At 43.0% G+C, this 24,732-nt stretch carries 19 protein-coding genes; 4 read left to right on the top strand and 15 right to left on the bottom strand.

The features are described 5' to 3' along the window. Positions 1–75: 75 nt before the first annotated feature. The 3 genes from IDJ75_RS11605 to IDJ75_RS11595 form a co-directional block, all read right to left on the bottom strand. Complete coding sequence (locus IDJ75_RS11605; RefSeq protein ID WP_191175784.1) at positions 76–408, bottom strand: hypothetical protein; 333 nt, start codon at positions 406–408, stop codon at positions 76–78. Positions 409–650: 242 nt separating this feature from the next. Continuing rightward, entirely contained in the window at positions 651–1,766 is a 1,116-nt protein-coding gene (locus IDJ75_RS11600) for a Gfo/Idh/MocA family protein (RefSeq protein WP_191175783.1), read from the bottom strand. Positions 1,767–2,032: 266 nt separating this feature from the next. Continuing rightward, the gene (locus IDJ75_RS11595) at positions 2,033–2,605 is read right to left on the bottom strand and encodes an outer membrane beta-barrel protein (protein ID WP_191175782.1); all 573 of its coding nucleotides are present in this window, start codon (positions 2,603–2,605) and stop codon (positions 2,033–2,035) included. A gap of 690 nt (positions 2,606–3,295) precedes the next feature. Between IDJ75_RS11595 and IDJ75_RS11590 the strand changes: the two genes are divergently transcribed. Genes IDJ75_RS11590 through IDJ75_RS11580 form a run of 3 tightly spaced genes read left to right on the top strand, consistent with a single transcriptional unit; the run spans position 3,296 to position 4,911 of the window. Continuing rightward, complete coding sequence (locus IDJ75_RS11590; RefSeq protein WP_191175781.1) at positions 3,296–4,081, top strand: alpha/beta hydrolase; 786 nt, start codon at positions 3,296–3,298, stop codon at positions 4,079–4,081. Between the two features lie 47 nt (positions 4,082–4,128). Next, positions 4,129–4,473 (top strand): EthD domain-containing protein, encoded by a 345-nt coding sequence (locus IDJ75_RS11585; protein ID WP_191175780.1) that lies wholly within the window; start codon positions 4,129–4,131, stop codon positions 4,471–4,473. A gap of 36 nt (positions 4,474–4,509) precedes the next feature. Next, complete coding sequence (locus tag IDJ75_RS11580; protein WP_191175779.1) at positions 4,510–4,911, top strand: hypothetical protein; 402 nt, start codon at positions 4,510–4,512, stop codon at positions 4,909–4,911. A gap of 60 nt (positions 4,912–4,971) precedes the next feature. Here IDJ75_RS11580 and IDJ75_RS11575 read toward each other — a convergent pair whose 3' ends face one another. The 8 genes from IDJ75_RS11575 to IDJ75_RS11540 all read right to left on the bottom strand — a co-directional run bounded on the left by IDJ75_RS11575 (position 4,972) and on the right by IDJ75_RS11540 (position 15,715). Next, positions 4,972–6,021, bottom strand: a complete 1,050-nt coding sequence (locus IDJ75_RS11575; RefSeq protein ID WP_191175778.1) for a zinc-dependent alcohol dehydrogenase family protein — start codon at positions 6,019–6,021, stop codon at positions 4,972–4,974. A 45-nt stretch (positions 6,022–6,066) separates the two neighbouring features. Further along, positions 6,067–7,206 carry an alkene reductase gene (locus IDJ75_RS11570; RefSeq protein ID WP_191175777.1) on the bottom strand — a complete coding sequence of 380 codons (1,140 nt, stop codon included), beginning with the start codon at positions 7,204–7,206 and terminating at the stop codon, positions 6,067–6,069. 580 nt (positions 7,207–7,786) lie between these two features. After that, positions 7,787–10,378 carry a BamA/TamA family outer membrane protein gene (locus IDJ75_RS11565; RefSeq protein WP_191175776.1) on the bottom strand — a complete coding sequence of 864 codons (2,592 nt, stop codon included), beginning with the start codon at positions 10,376–10,378 and terminating at the stop codon, positions 7,787–7,789. 71 nt (positions 10,379–10,449) lie between these two features. Continuing rightward, positions 10,450–10,698, bottom strand: coding sequence for a hypothetical protein (locus IDJ75_RS11560; protein ID WP_191175775.1), 249 nt, complete (start codon positions 10,696–10,698; stop codon positions 10,450–10,452). Between the two features lie 250 nt (positions 10,699–10,948). Next, positions 10,949–12,370 carry an aminotransferase-like domain-containing protein gene (locus IDJ75_RS11555; RefSeq protein ID WP_191175774.1) on the bottom strand — a complete coding sequence of 474 codons (1,422 nt, stop codon included), beginning with the start codon at positions 12,368–12,370 and terminating at the stop codon, positions 10,949–10,951. A gap of 30 nt (positions 12,371–12,400) precedes the next feature. Continuing rightward, entirely contained in the window at positions 12,401–13,537 is a 1,137-nt protein-coding gene (locus IDJ75_RS11550) for an alkene reductase (protein WP_191175773.1), read from the bottom strand. Positions 13,538–13,677: 140 nt separating this feature from the next. Further along, complete coding sequence (locus tag IDJ75_RS11545; protein WP_224746569.1) at positions 13,678–14,919, bottom strand: MFS transporter; 1,242 nt, start codon at positions 14,917–14,919, stop codon at positions 13,678–13,680. 55 nt (positions 14,920–14,974) lie between these two features. Next, positions 14,975–15,715 carry an SDR family oxidoreductase gene (locus IDJ75_RS11540; protein ID WP_191175771.1) on the bottom strand — a complete coding sequence of 247 codons (741 nt, stop codon included), beginning with the start codon at positions 15,713–15,715 and terminating at the stop codon, positions 14,975–14,977. 292 nt (positions 15,716–16,007) lie between these two features. Here IDJ75_RS11540 and IDJ75_RS11535 point away from each other — a divergent pair, with 292 nt between their 5' ends. Then, positions 16,008–16,601 (top strand): TetR/AcrR family transcriptional regulator, encoded by a 594-nt coding sequence (locus IDJ75_RS11535; protein WP_191175770.1) that lies wholly within the window; start codon positions 16,008–16,010, stop codon positions 16,599–16,601. A gap of 13 nt (positions 16,602–16,614) precedes the next feature. On the opposite strand, the gene IDJ75_RS11530 is transcribed toward IDJ75_RS11535, so the two are convergent. From IDJ75_RS11530 to IDJ75_RS11515, 4 genes are all read right to left on the bottom strand, one after another. Next, complete coding sequence (locus IDJ75_RS11530) at positions 16,615–18,036, bottom strand: efflux transporter outer membrane subunit (protein WP_317173764.1); 1,422 nt, start codon at positions 18,034–18,036, stop codon at positions 16,615–16,617. A gap of 1 nt (position 18,037) precedes the next feature. Further along, positions 18,038–21,220, bottom strand: a complete 3,183-nt coding sequence (locus IDJ75_RS11525; protein WP_191175769.1) for an efflux RND transporter permease subunit — start codon at positions 21,218–21,220, stop codon at positions 18,038–18,040. Positions 21,221–21,231: 11 nt separating this feature from the next. Further along, positions 21,232–22,365, bottom strand: coding sequence for an efflux RND transporter periplasmic adaptor subunit (locus IDJ75_RS11520; protein WP_191175768.1), 1,134 nt, complete (start codon positions 22,363–22,365; stop codon positions 21,232–21,234). Between the two features lie 364 nt (positions 22,366–22,729). Further along, complete coding sequence (locus IDJ75_RS11515; RefSeq protein ID WP_191175767.1) at positions 22,730–24,652, bottom strand: sigma 54-interacting transcriptional regulator; 1,923 nt, start codon at positions 24,650–24,652, stop codon at positions 22,730–22,732. Between the last annotated feature and the right edge of the window lie 80 nt (positions 24,653–24,732).

Raw genomic sequence — 24,732 nt, 5'->3', positions numbered from 1 at the left:
TTGATGACTAAAAAGAGCATTCCGCAACTTGTACTAATATCATAAGAACATATTTTTGATAACAACTCTTACTTGTTATAATGCCATCCAAAAATCATCGAATGAATTGGAAACAGTTTTTCTATTTCGTTCACTTTTAATATCATTTAGCGGCAGTTTTATTAGTCCTTTATCACCGTTTTGAGCTTCTACTATAAAAAGCAAGAAAGATAACTTCGAAGCAATATTGAAGCTGTGGTCAACCAAAGTCATTTTTACCTGGTCACTTTTAAAACATTTACCATCGTCCAAACAAACAACCGATTGATCTGACGCCAAAGCATAATTTTTGCAAAACCCATTTCGTCGAAGTTCATTAATTACCCGTGTTTCCGTATCCTTAAATACAATTGTCCTTTGCTGTTTCATAGCATTTAAATTAAATCGCGCCAAATTATTCAGGCGACTAAACACATAATATTTTCCGTAATTCACATTCCACTTACGCGACGATTCATTAATTACCAGTCGTGTAAAGTTGCATCCAAATTAAAAACAGACGCCACAATGTACCTTAAGCGATGTTAGTTTTGTTTTAAATGGCCATGAGCAATCAGGAGTTTTATCAGATGTATCTTATACTTCGATGGACGTCCGAGACCATTTTCTTATTACTCGTCCACTACATCAATTCGTTGTCCCGATGCGTTAGATAGCTTCATGAGATCAAAAAGCCCATGCATCCAGACAGCGTCTTTAAAAGTACTTACGGTACTGGTACCATTAAGCTGATCAGCAGCAAAAGCCGCGTAAAGATTTGCAAGTTCTTGAACTGCTGATGGAAGATCTGAAGTAGGTATCCAATGATATTCTCCAGGAATTTCGAGATAATTTAATGATTGCTTATTCCCTTTAGAACCTTCAATAATATAATCCTGCCCAATACCGCCAAATGCAGATACATTAGAGATTCTTATGTCACCTTGAACTCCAGTAATATCGAGTTGTACACCCGAATTATTTCTTTTACCGCCTTCAATCTGAACACTAAATACAGCGTTCCCAGGCAGTATCCCCGTTAATATTAACTGATCCGGTGTAGACGACTTGACTGTTTCGCCGGTTTGGAGAATCACCTCTGGAAATTGATTAATCATTATTGCCGAAAGCGATCGTGGACGACTGACGGAAGTAAATAGCGCATCGAGAAAATGGCCCGCATAAATTGCGATAACGTCGGAAAAATTCTCTTCGGGCACAGTCCAAGCCAATGAGCGGACTGCTTGGAAACCATTCATACTTACATGCAGCCTTACAGACCTCAAATCCCCAACGTATCCTTGCTGAAGAAGGTCTTTTAGGTATCTGAATGCTGGCGCAAAACGCCTTTGCAAACCAATTATATGTTTCAAACCAGCTTCATTGGCAAGGGTAACCATGTTTTTCGCTTTTTCCGAATTAAGCGTAAATGGCCATTCCGAATACACGTTCTTTCCAGCACTAATTGCAGCCAACACACTGTGCTCATGCTGAGGTGCTGTGTTTAAAACAAGCACTAATTCAACATCAGGGTCATTCACAAGATCACCCACCGACTTAGCAATTTTTACACCGCCCAGGCGTGCAGCGACTGATTGTGCGACTTCGAGCCTTCGGCTTTGCAAAGCCACAATCTTATATTCAGGAAGCAACAGCAATGCCGGAATATGTCCGTAAACAGCCCAGTTGCCGACTCCGATGATCCCTACATTTATAGGAAACCGGGAGAAATGATCTTTATTTTCCATTTTCTATAGTTTTTTCGTTAGTGAGCTACAAATCAATAAGGTGGTTCGAAGAGTTATTTTAATTGCTAAAGGCATTTAAATTGAAAAGTGAATGCCGAGTGTACTAATCGTCTGTCAAACTTGTAGGTTCGTCTTTGCCAGTAAATGCGACCCAAAAGATGGCAATCAGGCAGGCAGCCAGGGCCAGCCTGGTCAATAAATAAATAAAAGTTTCCATGGCATTATATTTTCAATGGTTAATGTTTAAACTACTGCTAAGACTGCGGTTACAGATTGAATCCGTAAGCGACCCGCAGACCGATAAAATTTATTTTGCTTGCCGAATTGTTACTAATGAATTTCGTAGTTGCTTCATAACGTATGCCTGCATCAATGAACGAGTTTTTTGATAATGGAAATTCATATCCGGCTTGGGGAACGTATAAAAACCCAGCAGTTTTACTGAAGCCGACGTCAGACTTGTTAAGCGCGAATGCTGCACCTGCGGCCGCCTGTAAGTAGAAGTGAGCGTTAGGGAAATATTTAATGCCAGTCATTACGGGAAGGTAATGAAGGTCATTCGCTGATAGGCCTGCACCAAAAGCATTGTCCTTACCTAAAAATTGCATGTAACCGGTGTTCAGTAAAGCATGAAAGTTGTTGCCAAGCGCTAAATCAGCTTGAACTGAACCTCCTACATTCGCTTTATACGCGTTTTTAAAATCACCAAGTGAAATTCCGGACTCGGCGCCAATGCTTAGTTTAATGAGGCCTTTTGTAGGCGAGGTTTGTGCGTTCGCCTTTGGAGTAATGCCAAAAAGAGAGAGCAAGATAAGTGAGATTTTAATTGATGTCTTCATGTTATTATATATTATTGATGTTTATTATTTATAGAAGATGTACAGTAGCTCGAGGCAGGTCAGAAAAATGGTCACCAACCGATCTTTAATATATCGAATTGGCTTTTTAAGCGCTCCTATCATATTTGCCCCCCATTCCTCAAGGTCAATTAAATTTGATATGTGCATATTGACATTTTTCATAGTTACTATCTGATTTTTGCTGTACTGATACAACCGATTTGTTAGCTGCTTTTTTCCTGAGTAGCAGTCTAACCATATCTCCAAAAGAGTTGCCAAAAGCCTAATTACCTACATATCAATACATTGAAAAATATTTGACAATCACTTCGTAGTGATATATCGTGAACTAACGGCGGGAAAAGCGAAATTGAAGGGCTAAAGGGAATACTTTCCGCAAGACAAGAATATTGGAACAAGTTTAAATTATAGTGCAATAGAAACACACTTTAACGATATAGTATTTTCATGTACTGACTTCATGAAACTTCTCTAAAAGATTTGCCGGTCTTTTAAAGGCAACAAACTCTGCGTATTTGCTAATGATATATCATTTTCGCCTTCATCAATAAACGGTATATCATTTAATTAAAGACCAATAATAATTATATGTACCTGTAGTATAGGTATTTAAACAGTGGCATACTGCTTGAAACTTACTTGGCATTATCAACATTTAAATATTTCATTATGAAAATCCAAACTTCAAAAAATCTCTTTCAAAGATGCAGGATCGCTGCAGTGACGGCAGTTTTGCTGACCGGGTTATTATTAACCACAGGAGCAAAAGCACAGGTCAAAAACATTGTATTAGTACATGGTGCATGGGGTGACGTATCGGGCTGGGAAGGGGTTTACAAAATCCTAAAAGCAAAAGGCTACCACGTGGATGTGGTAAGTAATTCAGACCTGAGCCTTTCAGATGATGCAGCTTCTGTAAGAGCTGTGCTTGCACGCCAAATTGGGCCAGTTATCCTGGTAGGACACTCGTATGGGGGAGCTATCATTACGCAAGCCGGTGACACCTCTAACGTTGTAGGACTAGTCTATGTTTCTGCATTTGCTCCTGATGCGGGTGAATCCCTTGCCAGTATCGGCAAATCAGCGCCGCCAAATCCGGAATCAGGTATTATGCCTCCCGTTAACGGATTGTTGTGGTATGATATGAATAAGTTTCATAAGGATTTTTGCCCTGACTTACCGGCGGCTCAGGCAGATTTTATGGCACATTCACAGACCCCTATAGGAATACAAGCGATTATTACGCCGTTAACCAACGTTGCTTGGAAAAACAAACCAACTTGGTACATCGTGTCTACGGAGGATAGAATGATACCACCAGATGCGGAGCGATTTATGGCAAAACGAGCAAAAGCGAAAGTTACAGAAATAAAAGCGAGCCATGTGGCCTTTATCTCCCATCCCCAAGAAGTGGCGAATGTTATCATTGCCGCATCAAATGGAGTAGGTAAGTAAGGAATTCCATTTAACGGGTTATCCATTCACCAATAAAAACAAAGACAATGCTCAAATTAAGTATTATGGTTCCGCGCAGGGCTGACCTGACGCTGGAAGAGTTCCGCGCACATTGGAAAGATATTCATGGTCCATTATTTTCCAGCCAGCCTGAAGTTATTCAATATGTTCGCAAGTATATTCAAGTGCACAGCACGGGACAAAGCCTTGACCAGTTCCCGGTAGCTCCGTTCGACGGTGTTGCGGAAATTTGGTTTGATAAAATGGAAGACATCAACAAAGTTTTCGGAACGGAAAACTACCTTAAAACCATTGCTCCGGACGAGGCTAAATTTATTGACCGGGATAAGATTCTCTGGATCTACGGCGACGAGAACGTCGTGATGGGATAGCGCCAATACCAGATTTCATTTTTTTAATTCAACATTATGACCGATCAAGATTTAACAAACCGTAACAAAGCCTTGGTGCGTAGCTTTTACGAAGGTGGCACCGACAGCGAAAAAAAAACCTATGGTGAAATATTTCATCCGGGATTTCATGTAACCGCTCCCAATTATTTTCCCTGGGGAGGTACAAGTGACCTTAATGAATATCTTGAAGATGTGCTGCACCAGGTAACAGCAGTCTTAGATTTCGAAAGGTGTAGCATCGTTTCCCTTGTAGGTGAAAACGACGAGATTGTTATAGTTATAGATATTGGCCTTGCAGGCACAGAACATTTTATTAGAATTTCCGAACACTGGACCATCAAAGATGGTAAAGCAATCAACCTTTGGGTCGCGTATTTCGAGCCGGCCGAACTGGTAAAACTCCTCGAAAAAAAGTAATATAAAATAAACCCGTCGGATATCTCCGACGGGTTTCGTTATTCCATCAAACTCACAACTCTAAACAGTAACAACGATTTTTCCCACTTGCTGATTGGATTCCAAAAAGCGGTGTGCTTCTACAATGTCTTCGAAAGGAAAAGTCTTAGTAACAACTGGTTTTAATGCACCGGCTGCAATTCCTTTAAAAATGTATTGCCTTGCTTTCTCTACCCTCACCGGATCTTTTGTTGTGTCCCAAACTGTATGGCCTCTTATTACTGGGACTTTATTCAGTACTTCTAATAATGGCAGCGCAGTGACATCATCGCTTAAAGCACCATAAAGAAATATCTGCCCGCCTCGCGCCAACGATTTCAGCAAGCTGGAAAATAATATTCCACCGACAGAATCAAATACTACATCCGCGCCATTATTACTCGTGATCTTCTGCACCTCTTCAACAACATCTTGTTCGCTTGTAGCTATGACAAATGCCGCACCGGCATTTAATAATTGCTCCTTCTTATCTGAATTACGTGTCAATGCGACCGATATACCTCCCGCCAAGTTAACCACTTGGATCGCAGCAAGCCCGACGCTGCTGGATGCAGCCGTAATAAGGACTACCTGTCCGCTTTTTAATTCTGCAATATCGATTAGTGCCGACCATGAAGTGATAAACGGATTCCAAATTGCTGCTACTTCGATAAAAGATAGATCATCCGGACTTTTTATTACCGCGTTGCGAGGTACTGTGATCAAGTCACCATATACGCCATAATCGTTTTGTGAGAATGCCGGAATGGTCCCGACCTTATCACCAACTGCAAGGCCAGTAACATTCTTGCCTACAGCTTGAACAATACCTGCCGCATCATAACCGAGTTTTGCTGGGAGAACAGGTTCTTCAATATAGTTTCCTGACCGCCACATTGCTTCAGCACGGTTTAAGCCGATGGCACTTACTTTTATCCTCACCTCATCGTCCCTGAGTGGCAGAACTTCCAGTGATTCAATGCGAAGTACTTCAGGCCCGCCTGTTTTGGCAAAACGCACAACCCTTGCTGTTTTTATTTCTGCTGAGTTTCGCGGTAAAGCGTTATCTACAGAATTATTATTCTTTTTCATGATTTGAAATTATAAAGGCTGCCATGACAGCAGCCTTTTATTTATTTAAGCAACTACCGCTTCTTCGTAAAATGGATAGTCATTATATCCTTTCGCGTTGCCACCATAAAATGTATCGCGATCATAATCATTTATTGGCAGGTCGTTTCTATAACGGAAGGGCAGATCCGGATTCGCTATAAAATGGCGGCCAAAGGCAACCAAATCGGCATCACCAGCTTCCAGGATTGCCTCTGCACCTGCCTTATCAAAGCCACCGGCGGCAATCAATAATCCATTAAAAATTTTGCGTAAATGCATACTTGCCACTGGCTGGAGGCCTTCGGCAACCTCAGCATTGCCTTTAATACGAGGTTCAATAATGTGCAGGTATGCCAGGTTAAATTTATTTAACTGTTCAGCCACATGGCCAAACAATGCCAAAGGGTTAGAATCTGACATATTTCCAAATGTTCCGCTTGGGCCAACGCGAACACCAACCTTATCTGAACCCCAAACATCAACCATTTCGCTAACGATTTCCATCATGAAGCGCACACGGTTTTCAATTGAACCACCGTATTCATCCGTACGCTGATTGGAGCCATCCTGTAAGAATTGGTCAACTAAATAGCCATTAGCGCCGTGAAGCTCTACGCCATCAAAGCCTGCAAGCTTCGCTCTTTCGGCCGCAATACGATAAGTTTTTACCATCTCTTTAACTTCAGAAGTTTCCATCGCGCGGTTAAGCGTGGCCGGAACCCAGCCTTCTGGCGTGAAAACGAAATCTTCGTGTTCGATTACTGATGCGCCAATGGGCAATGCACCATCTGGTTGCAAAGTTGAATGTGACTGACGACCAACATGGAACAACTGCATAAAGATAATTCCTCCTTTAGCATGTACAGCTTCAGTGACTCTTTTCCAGCCTTCCAGTTGTTCATCTGTGTAAATCCCCGGGGCTCCATAATAACCGTGGCCTGTTTCAGAGATCACCGTGCCCTCACTGACAATGTAACCACCTTCTGTAGCACGCTGACTGTAATGTTCGACCATAAGGTCATTAGGAATAAAATCAACCTCAGTACGCATACGTGTTAATGGAGCCATAACGATACGGTGCGATAATTTATAAGGCCCTAATTGAAGGGAGGTAAATAATTTTGATTGTTCAGAACCAAGTTCTGCTGTTTCTTGAGTTTTCATTTTTATATTTTTTTTTAAGGTCACCTGTCATTTCCTGTAAGGATCCATGATCGATTGACAGTACAAATGTCCCCTTAAAAGGAAGGCGAAAGAAGATACAGATACCTGAAAAAAAAGGATGACACATTGCCGGAGCTCCTTGAACATTTTCTATTGCCGTGGAATTGCGGCAACATCGTTGGCAAAAATAAAGTAGCGGTAAGAAAGGCCAGCACAGCGATAATTAAACTGGACTTGAAAATATTGTAGGCGGCACGAACCAAGCGTTACTTTTTACCGAGCGCCGGCTTCTGCGAATAAATGTCCCTGATATGGCTGCCACAAAACAACTCGTGATCGTTCATTAATTTTTTCATGCCGTATTTGAATTCTGCCAACGGCATTTTATAGTAGTGATGATGCTTAGCAATCCGTGCAGTTTAACATACTGGTTTTTTCGTATAGACCAGGTCATGTTAAACCAAGACTTCATTCGGCCTTAATTTATAGTAGTCCTTAACATATCCGGCTATTTCTTTCAGTATATGTTTTACAATCCATTTTCTTTCAACTTAATTGAAAGTTCACACCCAACGGTATTTTATAACCGCACATTCAGGGAAATATACGGATACCAACCCTCTTCAGAATGGCCCGCCAAAACTTGAATAATGGTCAGATTTGCTGGTGAAAAATAAAGTCCTCCTCCTGTACCCTGGTGCCATTTGTCTGAATGGTCTCCTTCTGCCCAAACCCTGCCTGTATCATAAAACCCGGTTACACCCAATTGTCCCGGTAGTATGTATCCCGCGATATTTGCGAGCCTGATCCGGCCCTGGAGGTTATTGTAAGCCATATGCTTGCCTGCAAATCGGTTCTGAAGAAAGCCCAAAAGGTTACCTTGCCCGCCGAGGTACATAGATTGATAAAATGCCGGTTTGCCGGCTGTCAGGCCTCCGCCGATACGGTCGGAGAATATAACCCTGCCCGCCGGATCGGCTTTTTGATAAAAAGTAAATTCTGCCGTAATTCTGGCAAATGACCGCGAATAGTTATTCAGTCCTTGATATCCTGAAGCAGTCACGTCCAGAAAGTATCCGTTAGTAGGCAACATGTTGTTATCACGCTGGTTTGTCGTAAAGTCTACCTTAAGTCCCGCGTGCGCTTTATCACGCTGTAATGTCGCGGCATCGTAGACATTCATAGCGCCTGCTGTACTGATGAACCGCCCGTCATTTGCTTCCCCATTCAGGTGATAAAACTCAAAAAAAGTACCAATGCTTATAGAAGCATTATTGCCTGTTTTCCAGCGCAACGAAGGGTCAATCCTGTATATGTCAAAACGCGCCCGGTAAAACTTATGATAATCACCGATTTTATTGAGTGCGGTTTCGTTACCCGTTCCAAAGAAATTCATAGTGTTATCAGGTGCCTGGATTTTTACATCAGTAACCAGATCTGCCTTACCAAGGGCTTTGATCCACTCGCCATGATAATTTAGTCTGAATGCCTGCGTTGCGAACGCATGTGTAATCAAAAGTTCGTGCAGCGAAGAGTAAGCTCCTTTTTGGAAACCGTCGTGCCCGGTATATCGGAACCCAAGGCCGATTAAAAATCCATCATCAGCATTAGCGGCCGCCGTTGCCAACGGTGTCCAAACATTATATAGATTTACTGGGAAGAAACGTATTGACGCAGTGTCTTTTAAAAAATGCGTTTTTATAATTTTCCTGTCCCCGGAAAAGAAATCACTATCCCGGTGTGTATAAAATTGTAATTTCCGGCCGGCATTTTTGATATTAAACGATTTATTTCCGGCACTATCGATTATTCGCAGCAAAATCGGCGAATGGCAGTCCATTTGTAAGCGGTCGTTTCCTCCCTGTAGGTAAAGCCTGATCTCTTTTGTAGTCTCCGGGTTATAGGTAAGATCCCAAGTTGGCTTGCCCGCATATTGTTTATCATCTGCAGGACTAATGCTAATGTGCATCGCGTTGCCCGGTGCATCCGTAATTACAATTTGTTCTTGCTTGTCAGTCGTACGGATATCCACGATACGATGGATAAAGTTGTAATAATCTGACATCGCTCCGGGAAGGGCATCCCTGCGTTCTTTCAGTATGCGAAGAAATTCCTGATGCCTTAAAACATATGATTCCCTTGGCAAACGCTTTAGCCCCGCCTCCAGTACCTTATCCGTTTCTGCCTTGACGAAATCATTTGTAATGGCCATCCATTCAATATAGCTCATCTGCGCATCCGGAAAAGCACCCATGAAACGGGTTTTGAAAATATCGTATTTCATTCGAATACCTCCGTCAAAATCACCCAATACCGGATTTATCCAGGGTAATGCGGCGATACCAGGAAACAAACCCTGGTTGATATGGAAGACCTGGTCACGGTCGCGCGGCACGGCTTGGTATGCCTTTCCTGCGCTGCCCTTCACTTTTGCCCAGCGCCACTGATCTTCATGCCTATCCCAATCGCCGACCAGCAGGTCGAGCAGACGTGCACGCAGAAATAATTTGCCGTCTACGTGATTATTGTAGTCGGCCACCAACGCTTTTTCCAGCCGGATCGTATTGACGGATTGACCAATAGGCTCCCGCTCTTCCAACAAACAAACCGATCCCGCGAACAGGGAACGAAATTCTCCAAGAGCAGTTTCATCGGCAACAACACCTATGACCGGGTTAGCGTGCGGAACTCCGGCGGCTTCGGCGAGCGGGGGAACGATCAAGGCAGAATACGGATGTTGTCCACTGAATTCATCACCGACCCAGTCCACCGCGAAAGTACCTTGTAAGTTCAGGGGTAACAGTTTTTCGGGGCTTTTCTCTACGCTCCTAAGTATCCATTCATTTCCATGCACATCGGTCAGCCTGAGGGATTTGGATTCCAGTCCGCCGCCCTGCTTTACCGGAGTCAGCCCTCCACAAAATTTAGAAATTCTGATCAGCGGAAGCTTTACAGGCATAGCCCATTCCTCACGATAATTTGCACCAAAAAGCCATTTATGTATTCCGCTCACGTCATTGTATGAAGGATGTACTGCGGTTATCACGCTATCGCTTAAAAGGCAGTTCGCGACAGCTTTTTCACTCCCGCCAGCCGGAAAGCCCGATTGAGCAAATAGATTGTTCGTGTAAAGAAAAGTAAACAGGGAAAGAGAAAGTACTTTTTTTATCATGATTTTCGAATCGTAAAGGTTGAATTAGATAGGATGATAACATGATCTGACTTTGATCGAAACAACTATTCTTACGCAATGACACCATTAATAATAATGGCATCAGCAATGATAACCCCCTTTTCCCCGTTGCCCGTGTCAATGCTGTGGATGTACTTGAAGGTTTTGCTCAACCGATCATAAGCCTGATCGATCAACTTCACCCATGCGCTGGTAAGTGGTAATGAATGGCTGTCCTGAACGCAAACAAGATTTGCCCCTTCCAGGAGGTAATCATGATCATAACCTTTCGCTTGTAGCTCGATAAGCCTTTTGGTCATTGTGTTGTTTAATCTTCGCATCATTTCAATCAATTTTGGAAGCTATAATGAAAACAACGTGCCAGTTTAATAAAGTACTCATAATCAGCAATTTAAAATTTCAACTTTGTATGAAACTATTGATAGGTCGCTTATTTACGAGCTGGGTGACGAAATATCGCAGCGCTGTTTCGCCGTTGATAATCGGAGTTCGAACGATAAAGAAGAGATTATTTTTAAAAGATATCAGGTCAATTTATAAACGAAACCGTTAACTCAACGACGAGACGATGTGACCGAGTGTTTTGAGGGCATCGTCAATCCGGGAAGTCCAAAGCGGACAGCAATTGATACGGATAAAATTTGGGAATCCCTTTCCTGCAGAAAAAATATGCCCCGGACAAAATCCGATACCCTGTCTAAGTGCCTGGCGCTGCAGGTCCAACGCGTTCACTTTTCCGGGAAGTTCCAGCCACAAGCTATAACCACCTTTAGGGTTAGACATACTAATATTTTCGGGGAAGTACTTAAGAATTGCATTTCTATACTTGACCATTTGCCTCTGGACGTTAGCGCGCAATGATTTCAAATGAGCATTAAAATGGCCGTTTTCCATATAACGGGAGAGTGTGTCCTGAAATAAAGTATTAGTAGAGATATTTATCGCGAACTTTAATTTTTCTACCTGAGAATGGTATTTACCCGCCGATACCCAACCGATACGGAAACCGGGGCTTAGCGACTTAGAAAATGATGAGCAGTACATCACATTCTGATGTTCGTCGTATGCTTTAGCAGGAAGCGGCCTGGAGGTTGCGAAATGCAAATCACCTAAAGCGTCGTCTTCGATCAAAGGAATATTTTTGGTAGCAAGCATATTTACTAACCGGATTTTATTTCCCTCCGGCATAGAGGTGCCCATCGGGTTCTGGCAGACAGGCATGCAAATTACTGCTGCGATCCGGTGAGTATTTAAAGCAAGTTCCAATTCATCGAGATTGATTCCTGTTTGCGGATCTACACTAATTCCAAGCGCCTTTAGCCCCTTGCTCTCCAGTGCTTGAAGGATGCCTGCGTAAACAGGAGATTCTATGGCCACAATATCTCCGGCTTTCGTCACAGCGTCCAGACAAAGGCTAATCGCCTCCATACATCCGTTGGTAACTTGAATTTCATCCATCGGCAAGCTGCGTGGCCAATCCATGGAATGAAGCGAAATTTGTTTGATTAATGCCGGATGTCCTTCAGGGAAAGTGTATTGAAAATTTTGGTTGTCACTGTCTTTCATCGCAGCGTTCAACGCTTTATTGAGTCTGGTGATTGGCAGGAATTCATTCACCGGCGATAGAGAGGAAAAATTAATGACGCCATACTTTCTAGTATTCCTTATCATAGTTGTCGCCATCGTATTCACAGCCACATCTTCAGGAAGCAACAAGAACCCATTATCAGTTCTTTTGATCGTGTTTTTACTCCAGGAGCTAATATAATATCCAGACTTTGCCCTTGGAGAAATCAGTCCTTTCGCCTCAAGGATATTGTAAGCCTGATTAACGGTCGTCAAACTAACTTTTAAATCACCGCTAACTTTCCGTACAGATGGCACCTTATCGCCGGGTTGTAGTTGGAGGCCAAAGATGATTTCTTCTATTTTATTGACAACCTGTTCGTAACGGAAAGCTTTGTGTGTCATTTGTGTGTTTTTTAGTAATAAGAAGAGGCCTCATGGCCTCCGCGTTTTATTATCCTGATAAATCGGAAAATCAATATAATCGTGTTCATCACCGCCCCAAAAAGCTTCGCGTACGTAATTGTTAAGCGGCAAGTTGAGTTTTAAGCGCTCGGGGAGGTCAGGATTGGATGTAAAATAACGTCCGAAAGCAACCGCGTCTGCGTCCCCTGTTTCCAGGATTGCTTCGGCACCTTCACGGTCAAAGCCGCCGGCGGCAATAATCTTTCCCTTGAAAATTGGACGAAGAAAAGCTGTGGCAACAGGAGCCTGATCAACATCCAGGGTTTCAGTACCCATTACGCGGGGTTCGATAACGTGCAAATAAGCTAAAGGGTAACTGTTTAATTTTTCAACAAAATAAGCGAAAGTCGCTTTTGGATCAGAATCAGAAATACCACCCCATTTTCCGCTTGGCGATATACGCAATCCAACGCGCCCCTCTCCCCAAACCGAAATTAAGGCCTCTAATAATTGGAGAGAGAAGCGGGTCCTTTTTTCTAAGGTACCCCCGTATTCGTCGTTTCGTTTGTTAGTGCCATCCTGCAAAAAAGTATCGGCGAGATATCCGTTTGCATTATGAATTTCGATGCCGTCAAATCCTGCTTCCAATGCCCTTGCCGCTGCTTTGCGGAAATTTTCTATAACAAGTGCAATTTCTTCAATACCGACTTCCCTGTGTGGGGAGACGGGCACCCATCCGTTTTGTGTAAAAGATAGACCCTCATAAGGTACCACAGACGGTGCAATCGGGGACACACCATTACTAAGGTCAACATGCGATTGCCTGCCGTCATGAGCAATTTGCATAACTATCTTACCACCCTTACTGTGAACTGCATCTACAACTTTTTTCCATCCCGCAATGTGGTGATCTTCGTAAATTCCCGGTGCGCCAATATAACCGCGGCTATCATAGGAAGGATGTACTGATTCAGTGATGATCAGTCCACCTTTTGACGCTCGCTGATCGTAATACGTTAGCATCATATCGCTAACGCTATCATCAGGATTTGCACGCAGCCTTGTGAGCGGCGGGTGGATCACACGGTGCTTTAATTCAATTTTTCCAAGTTGCAGTGGGGTGAATAACATAAGTTCTTCCTGCTTATTATCTTTAGCAATAGTCATCTGATTATAATTTAAATTTTGCACTTGTTAGTAAAACCCGACCAACCGGGTGATTTGTAGATTACCAACTTGATGCCAATGGTTAATCTGCTGACTTACAGCTTTTTTTATTAAATTTCAAGTTGATAAAAAACGGCATATCATTTTTTAACGAGGATAGAATTGATATATCGGCCGGCTTCTGTCATTTCTTCGGATGTCTTCCTTGCCTGCGAAAAGAGAAAAAGGACTATGACTGCAAGTCCTGCGAATATGAGGTAGGCCATACCTAACATATGCTGATCCCGTATTTCAAGGACATTCACTATGCCATAGCTGATAATTGAAGTAACTATAAAGAGCGCCCCCCCGGTAATGCCACTTACAATTCCTGCATTTTTGCTGAACCTTCCAAGGCAATAAGCGAAGGCATTATTAAAAATAAATCCCGAAAGAAAGTGTACAGCCAGCGTAAATGCCACAAAGGTCCATAAATTGGCCTTGTAAAGTCCGCTAAGCATCATGGTTGCAGCGAACAATACTTGGAGCAAAATCGCAATAGTGAGTTTTCCGACCAGTGGTTTTCTGATAAGCAATTTGGAGATGATGCCGCCGGACATGAGGGCCATGCCGGAAAATAACGAGCTAAACCCTGTTACTACCGGTGAACGTTGAAAAACATGTTCGATCACGAACGGACTTGTCAAACCGTAAACGATTAACATCGCATAGGCGAGCGAGATAATTATTAATCCAAGTGTATAGTCAACAGTCCTAAAAGTCTCCCGATAAATATGAAAGATTGTTCCCGCCTTAAATGGCTGAAAATATTTAAGCGATTCTCCGCCATAGATCAGCTCCAGCATTAAAATGGCCAACGTGAAAAATCCCAGAAAATAAAAATTAGCCTGCCATCCGAAATTATCCTGGAGAAATCCGCCTAAAAAGGGAGCAATTATTGGTGCAGCAGCCCAAACTATTGAAAAAAGGCTAGTGTAATGTTTTAGTTTTTCTCCGGAGTAGGTATCTATAAAATAAGCACGTTTGCCCACGACGATTGCTGCCACCGCTATGCCCTGAATAACACGCATCACATATACCAGCAAAATATGATGGGAAACCGCAATGGCAAAGCTTGCCAAAATGAACGCCACAAGCGCTAGTCTACCGGGATTATAACGGCCATAGCTGTCAAGTAGACTACCGACAAATAGCTGGCTTATCCCAGAACTTATCAGAAATACAATTAAGGATAATTGCACAGCCGCGGTGCTGACATGCAGTTGCGTTGCCATAGCCGGTAGCGACGGAATATAAATGTCCGTTGCAAATCCCGAAAGCGGGATGAGTGCAAATGCCAAAAAAGTAGCTATGGGCCTATTCTTTTCTTTTATCGTCTTCATTATCATCACTTTAAAACAACAAACCCGCGGCACAGTGCCGCGGGTTTTATAATATTTACCATGGAAGTTCTTCGCCCATGTGGATGAATTTTCCTGTAGGGCCCTCTTCGCCAAGTAAAGCAAGTTCTACACTTGTCTTTGCGCCGTCCTCAATTCCCATAGGGGCCTGTTCGTTGCCGCCAAGATCCGTTTGTACCCAGCCCGGATGTGCAGAGTTAACTTTAATTCCACTTTCTTTCAATTCGTCCGCTAACTGTATAGTGAACATATTTAAAGCGGCTTTAGAAGCATTGTAAGATAAGACCCGATATGCTGCGATTGGACTTTCCGGTTGAGAATGGATAGTCAATGATCCCAATATGCTGGAAAGATTTACAATACGCCCCGCATTGCTCTTCCTGATTAAAGGCAATAATTCGTTTGTCAGGTAAACGATTGAGAAAAGGTTTGTTTCAAAGATGTACCCAAACTCCTCGGGAGCGGTTTCGGATGACTTGGGAACAAAAAGACTTTCTTTTGGCGCTACCCCCGCGTTATTAATTAATATATCCAGACTTCCAAAATTATCATTGATATACGTGGCAGCAGCTTTTCTGTCTTCAGCGTTTGTAACGTCCAGCTTTAGACCGAATGCCGAAATACCCTGGCCGATCAATTTTGCTGCTGCTTCATCTGCAGCGGTTTTGGACCTTGCACCAATAATTACAGCGATACCTTTTTGTCCTAATTGTTTGGCGGTCTCAAAACCGATCCCACGATTGGCCCCTGTGATAAGGGCTACTTTTTGATTTTTCATGATGGTGTTTTATTTGTACTTAATGAATGAATTAGACCATTTAGTCTTTTTTCTTATCCGGATCTGACTTTCAGCAACGCTTACACGAGTTGAAATGCCGAAACGCCAACCTAATGATCGAGGCAAAAATAGACCATTTAGTTTATTTAAAAATTTTATTTTTATCATTTATTTGTAAGGATATTTAAAATTGTCACTTATTATACTTTAAATCAGTGAATTTGCACAAATCAGACTCTGCTAAATTTGTATAAACAGACCAATTAGTTTATTTTTGTACCACAATTACAACATGAGCAAAGCAGAACAAACAAGGCAAACGATCATTGAAAAGGCTTCTGTAATTTTCAATGAGAAAGGTATCGCCGGAACTTCCATTGATGACGTTTTAAAAGCCGCCAAAGTCGCCAAAGGTTGTCTTTACGGACATTTTGCAAGTAAAGAAGATCTTTCCTACGCCTGCGTGGATTATATGCTGACCAGAATTTCTGAGCGGCGGAACAATGCATTGGATAAAGAAAAGACAGCGAAAGCAAAGATTTTCGCTTTTATGGATAATAACAAAAATCCTCTTCTAAGTTATATAGACGGAGGCTGCCCAATAGTCAATCTTTCCGCTGAAAGCGATGACACCAATCCGGTTATTAAAAAAAAGGTCAGAAAATTAATTACAACGGCAATTAAACTATTTACTGATATCCTCCATGACGGCATCGCAAAAAACGAATTTTCGGACTGTTTAAAACCGGAAGAATTCGCTTTGAAAATGTTTATGTCCATTGAGGGAGCAAACGCAATCTGCCGCGTGATTAATTCCGCAAAGCCAATGCAACAGCTCATCCATTCTTTAAAAGCTGAGCTGGATTCTTATTCTTTACCAGGATAAGTTGCTTTAAGGCTTATTTCCATCCTCCCCCCGCAGCTCTGTATAAATCAACCATCGCATCCAGCCTGGATTTTCTCAATCCCGCAAGTTCCAGCTCACTTTGCAGCACCGATCCCTGAGCAGTAATTACCTCCAGGTAAGTTGCCATTCCGTTATTAAATAGCGATTTGGAATTTCGCGTCGCAACCATAAGCATATTTGTCCTTTGAAGGGCCAAATCCTGCTCTGTTTTTAGTTTTTCAAGCGCCAAGTAAGCATCGGAAACTTCACCGACCGCAATCAACACGACCTGGCGAAATTGTATTACTGTCTGTTCCCGGTTTATCTTAGCAATCTCATAGCGGGTTTTTAGCTTCTTTTGCTGAAAAACCGGCTGTAAAACGCTACCGGCAACAGAACCGAACAATGATGCTGGAATATTAAACCAATTGCTTGCTTTGAAAGCATCCAAACCACCCTGTGCATTAATAGTCAAAGACGGATACATGTTCGCTTTTGCTATACCAACTTCAGCGTTCGCTTTTGACAGGTTTAGTTCTGCTATATGAACATCAGGCCTGAATGCCAACAAAGAATCCGGTAGTCCCGCGGACAATACCTCCGGTATACTAACAGATGATAGTTGCCTGTCGTGAATGACTGTTCCTGGATTGCTACCTGTTAAAATGCTGATCGCATTTTCCTGAAGGGCCATCTGACGTTCAAATCCCGGAATTAATCCCGCAGCGGCCAGCCTCTGAGCTTCTGCTTGTTGAACCGCCAGTAAAGTTACCTGCCCGGAGTTGAATTGCAATTTGATAATGCGCAGAGTGCTGTCGTTTAAGAGGACATTCGCTTTTGCGATTTCGAGTTGCGCGTTGAGCATCAGTAGATTGTAATACCCCTTCGCCAAGTCGGCTACAATTTTGGTTTGCAAAAGTTTACGCGCTTCCTGCGTTCCAAGGTATGCCGCCAATGCAAAGGCTTTCTGATCACGAACCTTTCCCCAAATGTCCGCTTCCCAGTTCAGTGTTGCCGATAACGTATAGTCCTCGATATGTTGGCGGCTTAGCGCCTGGTTCAAGCTCAAACCATTTAAACTATTGTCAGATGGGCGGGTGCTTAATGCAGATGCTTGCAGATTCACAGTTGGACTGTTCCCGAATTTGGCTTGCCATAATGACAGGCTCGCCGCATCAATATTTTTGAGCGCAATCTGAAGGTTATTATTATGTTGCAGCGCATCGGCAATAAGGCTTTTTAAAACGTCATCATCAAAAAAATCCTTCCATGGAAGTCCGCCAACAGAAGGCATATCGTTCGTCCGGCTGCCCCTATATGTTTTGGGTAAATTCGCATTCGGGACAGAAATATCCTTCGATAATTTGCAGGCCGTGAAAGAGCTTGCCAAAAAAGCAATAATAAATGAAGCTTTATAAAATTTCATTGTTTTCATCTTAATTAAGTATTAAATCTTTTTGCGTTTGTGGTTTTTCAATAACGGGCTTGCCGCTAATAAACTCCTGCAATCCCTGAAATACTACAAAGAATACCGGAATAAAGGAAAGTCCAAGCGCTACCCCTAGTAGCATTCCACCCGCTGCTCCAATGCTGATCGAATGGTTACCGTTAGCCGAAGGTCCGGTTGCGGTCATCATCGGGATCATTCCCACCACAAATGCCAGGGAAGTCATGATGATCGGACGAATGCGAAGACTCGCTGCCTCTATAGCCGAATTGATAAGCGAATGGCCGGCACGTCTGCGTTGCACTGCAAACTCCACGATAAGTATAGCATTTTTGGAGAGAAGGCCTATAAGCATGATAAGCGCCACCTGTACGTAAATATTGTTTTCGATACCGGTTAGGCCAATGGCAATGAACACGCCAAAGATGCCATTTGGAATCGACAGGATGACAGCAAATGGTAAAATGTAACTCTCATATTGAGCGGAAAGAAGAAAATAAACAAATAAAAGGCACAGACCGAAAATTATAACTGACTGACCGCCCGATTCAATTTGTTCCCGTGTAAGCCCGGAGTAAACGTGAGTATAACCGCCTGGCAATCCGGTCTGTGACACCTCATCAACTGCCTTGATCGCATCTCCGGAACTAAAACCGGGCTTGGGGATTACGGTAAGTGCTATGGAATTAAAAAGATTGTAGCGGGAAGTCGTTTCAGGGCCATAAACCTTTTTTAGTTGCACAAGAGTATTCACAGGAAGCATATCCCCTCTATCATTCTTAACGAATATGCCATTCATTGCGGATAGGTCACTTCTGTCTGCAACATCAGCCTGGGCAACTACACGGTAGTATTTGCCAAACCGATTAAAATCCGACGCCTGGATACTGCCGAAATAGGTTTGCATCGTCAACAGGATATCTTTGATGCCAACCCCTAACTGCTTTGCCTTAGCTTTGTCAATAACCAGGCTGAACTGCGGGTAGTTTGATTTATAGGTTGTGAACGCTACAGCAATCTCTTTACGCTGCATCAAAGCCCCCATAAAATTAGTCGCAACGCCGCTGAACTTTTTAAGGTCGGCATCGCCAGTCCTATCCTGCAGCACAACATCCAGCCCGTCAACATTACTATACCCGGGTATTGATGGAACCTCAAATACAAAAAAATCAACCCCTTTTACAGTTGCCATTTTGGCCTGCGCCTCGGCAATTATCTGTGGCATGCTATTAGCAGGACCGCGATCCTTCACTGGCTTTAATATAATAAAAATCTGCGATGAGGAGGGACTGTTTGAAAAGGTAAGGAAATTGAAACCTGTCAGGGTATTAACTGCACTAACTTGTGGCATTGCCCGAAGAGCAACTTGGGCTTCATTACTCAATTGCTCCATACGCTGTAATGACGCCCCCGGTTGCATAGTAACGGCGATCGCAAGAAAACCTACGTCCTCCGTAGGAATAAATCCCGTTTGAGTTTTTTTGATCATGACTGTTGTCGCGAAAACAATGAGACCTAGCGCACCGAAACACAACCATTTCATCCTAACCAGAAACTTCAGGCTGGTTACATATTTTGCGACCATTAAACTGAAGGTTGAATTAAAGAACACAAAAAAGCGCTCTTTTATATTTTTAGGCTTCAACTGACCATTTTCGCCGGAGTGAACATCGCGAAGGAGCAATGCGCAAAGCGCCGGACTAAGCGTCAGCGCATTTACCGCCGAAATTACAATGGCAATTGCCAACGTAAAAGCAAATTGCCTGTAAAACAATCCCGTAGACCCCTTTATCAAGCCAACAGGAAGAAACACAGCTGACATAATAAGGGTTATGGAAATTATTGCTCCGGTTATTTCATGCATTGCAGAAAGTGTTGCAGGCGCAGGGGCAAGATGTTCCCTTTCCATTTTTGAGTGAACTGCTTCAACGACGACGATGGCATCATCAACCACTATACCAATGGCCAAAACAAGTGCAAAAAGCGTAAGCAGATTTATGGTGAACCCGAAAAGGTTCATAAAGAAAAAAGTACCGATAATTGCTACTGGTACCGCAATAGCAGGTATCAAAGTAGATCTAAAGTCCTGTAAAAAGAGGTAAACAACTAAAAACACCAGGATAAATGCTTCGATCAAGGTGTGAACCACCTGTTCTATCGACGTATCAAGGGCCTGCTTCGTATTATAAACCAAAAGATTATGAACACCCTTCGGGTATTTTTTGGCAGCATCGGCCAGTAATTTGTTGGCCTGGATCTGTATATCGTTGGCGTTTGACCCTGAAAGCTGAGAGATGGCTATCGTAATTGCAGGCCTATTCGGATAGGTCATTGTATTCTTACTATTGTACGTATACGAACCGAACTCTATACGGGCAACATCTTTCAATCGCAAGACAGACCCATCCGCGTTCGCACGAATGATGAAATTTTCGTAGTCACCCGGTTTATATAGCTTGCCATCATATTTTAAAACGTACTCAAATGCCTCTCCACTTGATTCACCCAGCTTACCCGGTGCAGCCTCAAGGTTTTGATCATTGATTGCGCCAAGCACTTCCTGAACCCCAAGCCGGTAGGCTGCCATTTGTTTTGGTTTCAACCAAATACGCATCGAATATTCTTTATTACCACCGACAATCACGGCCGACCCGATACCCGGAATCCTTTTAAGTTCCGGTATAATATTTATATTGGCGTAGTTGGCAAGAAACTTTTGATCATATTTATCAGGATCATCACTATAGAGTGAAGGTACCATCATCAGGCTATTTTCTTGTTTTGCTGTAACAATGCCACGCTGTACGACTTCTGGTGGCAACTGGCTTGTCGCCTGAGATACCCGGTTCTGTACATTTACGGCTGCCTGGTCGGGGTCAGTTCCTTTCTTAAAGTAGATCGTAATGACAAGCGAGCCATCATTACTGGCGATTGAACTCATATAGGTCATATTATCAACGCCGTTGATGGCTTCTTCCAAAGAAGGAGTGACAGACCTTAAAATCGTTTCTGCATTTGCACCAGGATAATTTGCAGTAACCTGGACCGCAGGCGGTGCAATATCAGGGAAGCGCTCAAGTGGTAAACTAAACATCCCTATCAGTCCGAGTATAACCAAAAGCGAAGAGATGACCGTGGCCAGAACTGGCCTTTCTATAAATTTCTTTAACATGACTTTGAGGTTTAATGATTAGCAGCGAGATTTGTCGAGCGCTCCTTAACTGTCTGCGGAATTATTTTTTCTCCATCTTGCAAATGATCGAAACCATTATACACGATCCTGTCCCCCGACTTGAGTCCTGAAGAAACGAGGTAGTTAATGCCGCTTTTTCCGGAAACAATGATAGGCTGACGACTTACCTTATTAGCGGCATCAACAATAAAAACAAATGTCTTATCTTGGAGCTCGAGTGTCGCCGATTGTGGGACCAGCAATTGCTCTGAAAACTGAAGGCCCAATCTTATCTTGCCGGTATTGCCGGAACGGAGAAGACCATCCGGGTTGGGGAACGTTGCACGAAAAGTTATCGCACCCGTATTTTTATCAAACTGGCCATCAATCAGGTCTACCTTGCCTTTCAACGCGAAAGCGCTGTCGTCGGCGAGTATTAGTTCGACAGGCGGCAAAGAGGTGAGTTTATCCTGCAATGTTTTGCCCGCGTATTGTTTTTTAAATCTGATGAAATCAAACTCGCCAAGAGAAAAATATACATGGACGCGACGTACGTCTGATAGTTCGGTGAGTGCTGAGGGATCCGCAGGATTAACCAAAGTTCCGCGCTTTCTAGGCAACAGGCCTATATATCCGCTCACCGGAGCCTTGATCAACGTGTATCCCAAATTGATTTTTGCCGAAGCAATATCCGCTTTTGACGCTTCCAAATTCCCAATAGCGGTTTCCTTTGCTGCTTTCGCTGTTTTCAATTGGAAATCCGAGATAACTTTACCTTCAACCAGTAGACTAAGTTTGTCAATCTCAAGCTGCGTATTCGCGACTACTCCTGCGGCAGCACGATAACTTGCCTGTGCGCTATTGATCCTTTCCTTAAACGGAGCGTCATTTATCCTAAATAAAGGTGTACCGGCTTTTACATAGGAACCCTCTTCTATATAAACTTTATCCAGAATTCCGCTCACCTGAGGACGGATCTCTACATTATCCGATCCCTGAATTGCAGCAGGGTAATCCTGGAAGGTTGTCGCGTCACCCGTATTAACTGTCATGACCGGTAAAGTTTGCAGTGTAACGGGTGGTTGCTTCTTTTGCACACAAGCACTTAGAAGCAGGGCAAAAATTGCCAGCAAGTTTGTTTTCATAAGACGTTAGAATTAAGGTGAAGGATTTGAACTCGGTTCAGCCTGCTTGAAAATGGTTTTCCGAGCGGGTTAAAAGTTCGGGAGAAAAATGAACCTACATGAAGCTTAAGCTGATTTATTGACATGTTTAACCGGGTAATTAATAGTACCCGGCAGATCATTGCTATACTTATGCCATTAACTATCTACCTGTTATATAGATAGTTATTTAATATTGCCGTAAAACAAGAAACGGTATATCGAATTTCAGCGAAAATAAAATGCAATACCGCTTTCACACAAAGCTGTAACATTCCAAAGGCTTAAATATTTTCATATCTAACCGCCGTCGGAATAAAAGAATACTAATTGAAAATGGTGAAGCTTAACCGAGCAGGTACTGCCAGACAATCCCTAGCTTTTTCATCTTGGAGGCCAATGTTGTCGGTGGCAACTGAAGCATTTCAGCCGCGCCGCCTTTACCTGATACCTTGCCGTTGCATTTCCGTAGGGCTTCAATGATGTGCGCCTTGTCGAGATCAGCGATAGATTGGAATTTATCAGCGTCCGGATCAATGTAGTCGGCACCTGAGTCTGTAGGGAGATCTATAAAGGTTATTAAATCTGACTGGGTTGTCAGGGCGTGCCTTTCAATGATATTTTCCAGTTCTCGTATATTTCCGGGCCAACTGTATTGGATTAATTTCTCCATTTCTCCGTGACTTATCGACTTCTTATTTGCGGAATGTGTTGAATGCCTCTTTAAAAAATGTTCTACGAGCAATGGTATATCATCCCTGCGTTCCCTAAGTGGTGCAAGGTTTATAGGAAATACATTGATTCTGTAATAGAGATCAATTCTGAATTTTCCGGCAGCCACATCTTTGTAAAGATCTCTGTTGGTCGCGGCTACTATTCTTACATCAATTTTGATCGTAGTCCGCCCGCCGACCCTTTCCAGCTCCTTTTCTTGAATTACTCTTAACAACTTCGTTTGCACTTCGAGTGGCATTTCGCCTATCTCGTCGAGGAAAATCGTCCCGCCCTGGGCTTGTTCAAATTTCCCTATTCTCCGTTCGAATGCACCGGTAAATGCCCCGCGTTCATGCCCGAATAGTTCGGATTCGACCAGACTTTCCGGAATAGCCGCGCAGTTTATTCTTATCAGGGGCCTTCCGTGGCGGGATGAAAGCTTATGAATTGCTTTTACCAAACCCTCCTTGCCAACGCCGGTTTCTCCAAGTATTAGTACCGATGCATCGAAGGATGCAACTTGCCTGACCTGTTCAAGGGCTGCGAGAAGTTTCACGCTGTTACCGATAATGTGATCAAAAGCAGGGTTATCCTTTTGACTGACTGCAGAACGATAAGGTGATACTCCCTCCGTTGTTCCTTTATATTGTTTTTTTACACTGCCCAATATTTTTTGCAGCAGGTCGCTCACAGGCTTTAACAAAGAAATATGGTCCGTACTATACCCATCGCTCTCCGTATTATAAAAGGAAATCATCATGTGAGGTTCCCCGCTACTTAGTAAAGGAAACTGCAAACTTGATTGTATGCCGAAAAGCTTTCGAATGGCCTTATACGACGCCGACGAGCCGGTGAAATCTTTGCTATTGCGGATAACTGGCCGTATAAGTGCAGAATACCCCGCTCTTAAACTATTTACTTCAGTCAATGTTAGTCCTAACTTTTGGCGCAGGTCTCCTCCATTAAGAGCAGATAACTCGTAGTATCCCTTACGTTCAAATCCGAAAATACGGGATAAACCAAAATCGTCAATATCGAGATCAATCAGCACTAATTCAAATGGTATAAATGGTTTAACCGCGAGAAGTACAGCAGTTAATTTTGTTAAAATATCATTTCCTTCAAGTTCAATTGCCTCCAGACGTTCGATAATTTCTTTGGCATGCTTAGCATTCAGCTCCAGGCTGTAACGATGCCGATAGCTGGCAATATCCAGCGCAACAATAATATCTTTGGCGCGATAGGGTTTGACCAAAAAACCATGCGGATGCGTTGCTTTCGCCAAATCCAATGTAGATTCGTTAGAGTTGGCAGAGATATAGATAAATGGAATATTCTCCTGACCCAAAGTTTTAGCGAGATCGATACCAGTCAAAGTTCCTTTAAGATAAATATCAAGCAAGACAATGTCAGGCGTCGATTTCTTCAGGATAGTCATGGCCTGGTCGACAGATTTCGCGGTACCGATGACGGTGTGCCCGGCTTCCCGCAAAATATTACCCAAGTCGTTTGCTTCGATAAATTGGTCTTCGACCACTAATATATTTAAACCCATAAGCTTTTGATGTTCCCCTACAACCCAAATATCAGGTATGCTTTGAACTAAGGTAATTAAATCGACTTAGTATCGGGCTA

Origin of the sequence: Mucilaginibacter rigui (assembly GCF_014773275.1) — a bacterium.
In the GTDB taxonomy this organism is placed as follows: domain Bacteria; phylum Bacteroidota; class Bacteroidia; order Sphingobacteriales; family Sphingobacteriaceae; genus Mucilaginibacter; species Mucilaginibacter rigui_A.
This window is presented reverse-complemented; position numbering and strand designations above follow the sequence as displayed.

Bases quoted from the DNA above. Each gene is read 5' to 3' on its own strand.
- IDJ75_RS11605 (WP_191175784.1), bottom strand. From the start codon at position 408: ATGAAACAGCAAAGGACAATTGTATTTAAGGATACGGAAACACGGGTA.
- IDJ75_RS11600 (WP_191175783.1), bottom strand. From the start codon at position 1,766: ATGGAAAATAAAGATCATTTCTCCCGGTTTCCTATAAATGTAGGGATC.
- IDJ75_RS11595 (WP_191175782.1), bottom strand. From the start codon at position 2,605: ATGAAGACATCAATTAAAATCTCACTTATCTTGCTCTCTCTTTTTGGC.
- IDJ75_RS11590 (WP_191175781.1), top strand. From the start codon at position 3,296: ATGAAAATCCAAACTTCAAAAAATCTCTTTCAAAGATGCAGGATCGCT.
- IDJ75_RS11585 (WP_191175780.1), top strand. From the start codon at position 4,129: ATGCTCAAATTAAGTATTATGGTTCCGCGCAGGGCTGACCTGACGCTG.
- IDJ75_RS11580 (WP_191175779.1), top strand. From the start codon at position 4,510: ATGACCGATCAAGATTTAACAAACCGTAACAAAGCCTTGGTGCGTAGC.
- IDJ75_RS11575 (WP_191175778.1), bottom strand. From the start codon at position 6,021: ATGAAAAAGAATAATAATTCTGTAGATAACGCTTTACCGCGAAACTCA.
- IDJ75_RS11570 (WP_191175777.1), bottom strand. From the start codon at position 7,206: ATGAAAACTCAAGAAACAGCAGAACTTGGTTCTGAACAATCAAAATTA.
- IDJ75_RS11565 (WP_191175776.1), bottom strand. From the start codon at position 10,378: ATGATAAAAAAAGTACTTTCTCTTTCCCTGTTTACTTTTCTTTACACG.
- IDJ75_RS11560 (WP_191175775.1), bottom strand. From the start codon at position 10,698: ATGACCAAAAGGCTTATCGAGCTACAAGCGAAAGGTTATGATCATGAT.
- IDJ75_RS11555 (WP_191175774.1), bottom strand. From the start codon at position 12,370: ATGACACACAAAGCTTTCCGTTACGAACAGGTTGTCAATAAAATAGAA.
- IDJ75_RS11550 (WP_191175773.1), bottom strand. From the start codon at position 13,537: ATGACTATTGCTAAAGATAATAAGCAGGAAGAACTTATGTTATTCACC.
- IDJ75_RS11545 (WP_224746569.1), bottom strand. From the start codon at position 14,919: ATGAAGACGATAAAAGAAAAGAATAGGCCCATAGCTACTTTTTTGGCA.
- IDJ75_RS11540 (WP_191175771.1), bottom strand. From the start codon at position 15,715: ATGAAAAATCAAAAAGTAGCCCTTATCACAGGGGCCAATCGTGGGATC.
- IDJ75_RS11535 (WP_191175770.1), top strand. From the start codon at position 16,008: ATGAGCAAAGCAGAACAAACAAGGCAAACGATCATTGAAAAGGCTTCT.
- IDJ75_RS11530 (WP_317173764.1), bottom strand. From the start codon at position 18,036: ATGAAAACAATGAAATTTTATAAAGCTTCATTTATTATTGCTTTTTTG.
- IDJ75_RS11525 (WP_191175769.1), bottom strand. From the start codon at position 21,220: ATGTTAAAGAAATTTATAGAAAGGCCAGTTCTGGCCACGGTCATCTCT.
- IDJ75_RS11520 (WP_191175768.1), bottom strand. From the start codon at position 22,365: ATGAAAACAAACTTGCTGGCAATTTTTGCCCTGCTTCTAAGTGCTTGT.
- IDJ75_RS11515 (WP_191175767.1), bottom strand. From the start codon at position 24,652: ATGGGTTTAAATATATTAGTGGTCGAAGACCAATTTATCGAAGCAAAC.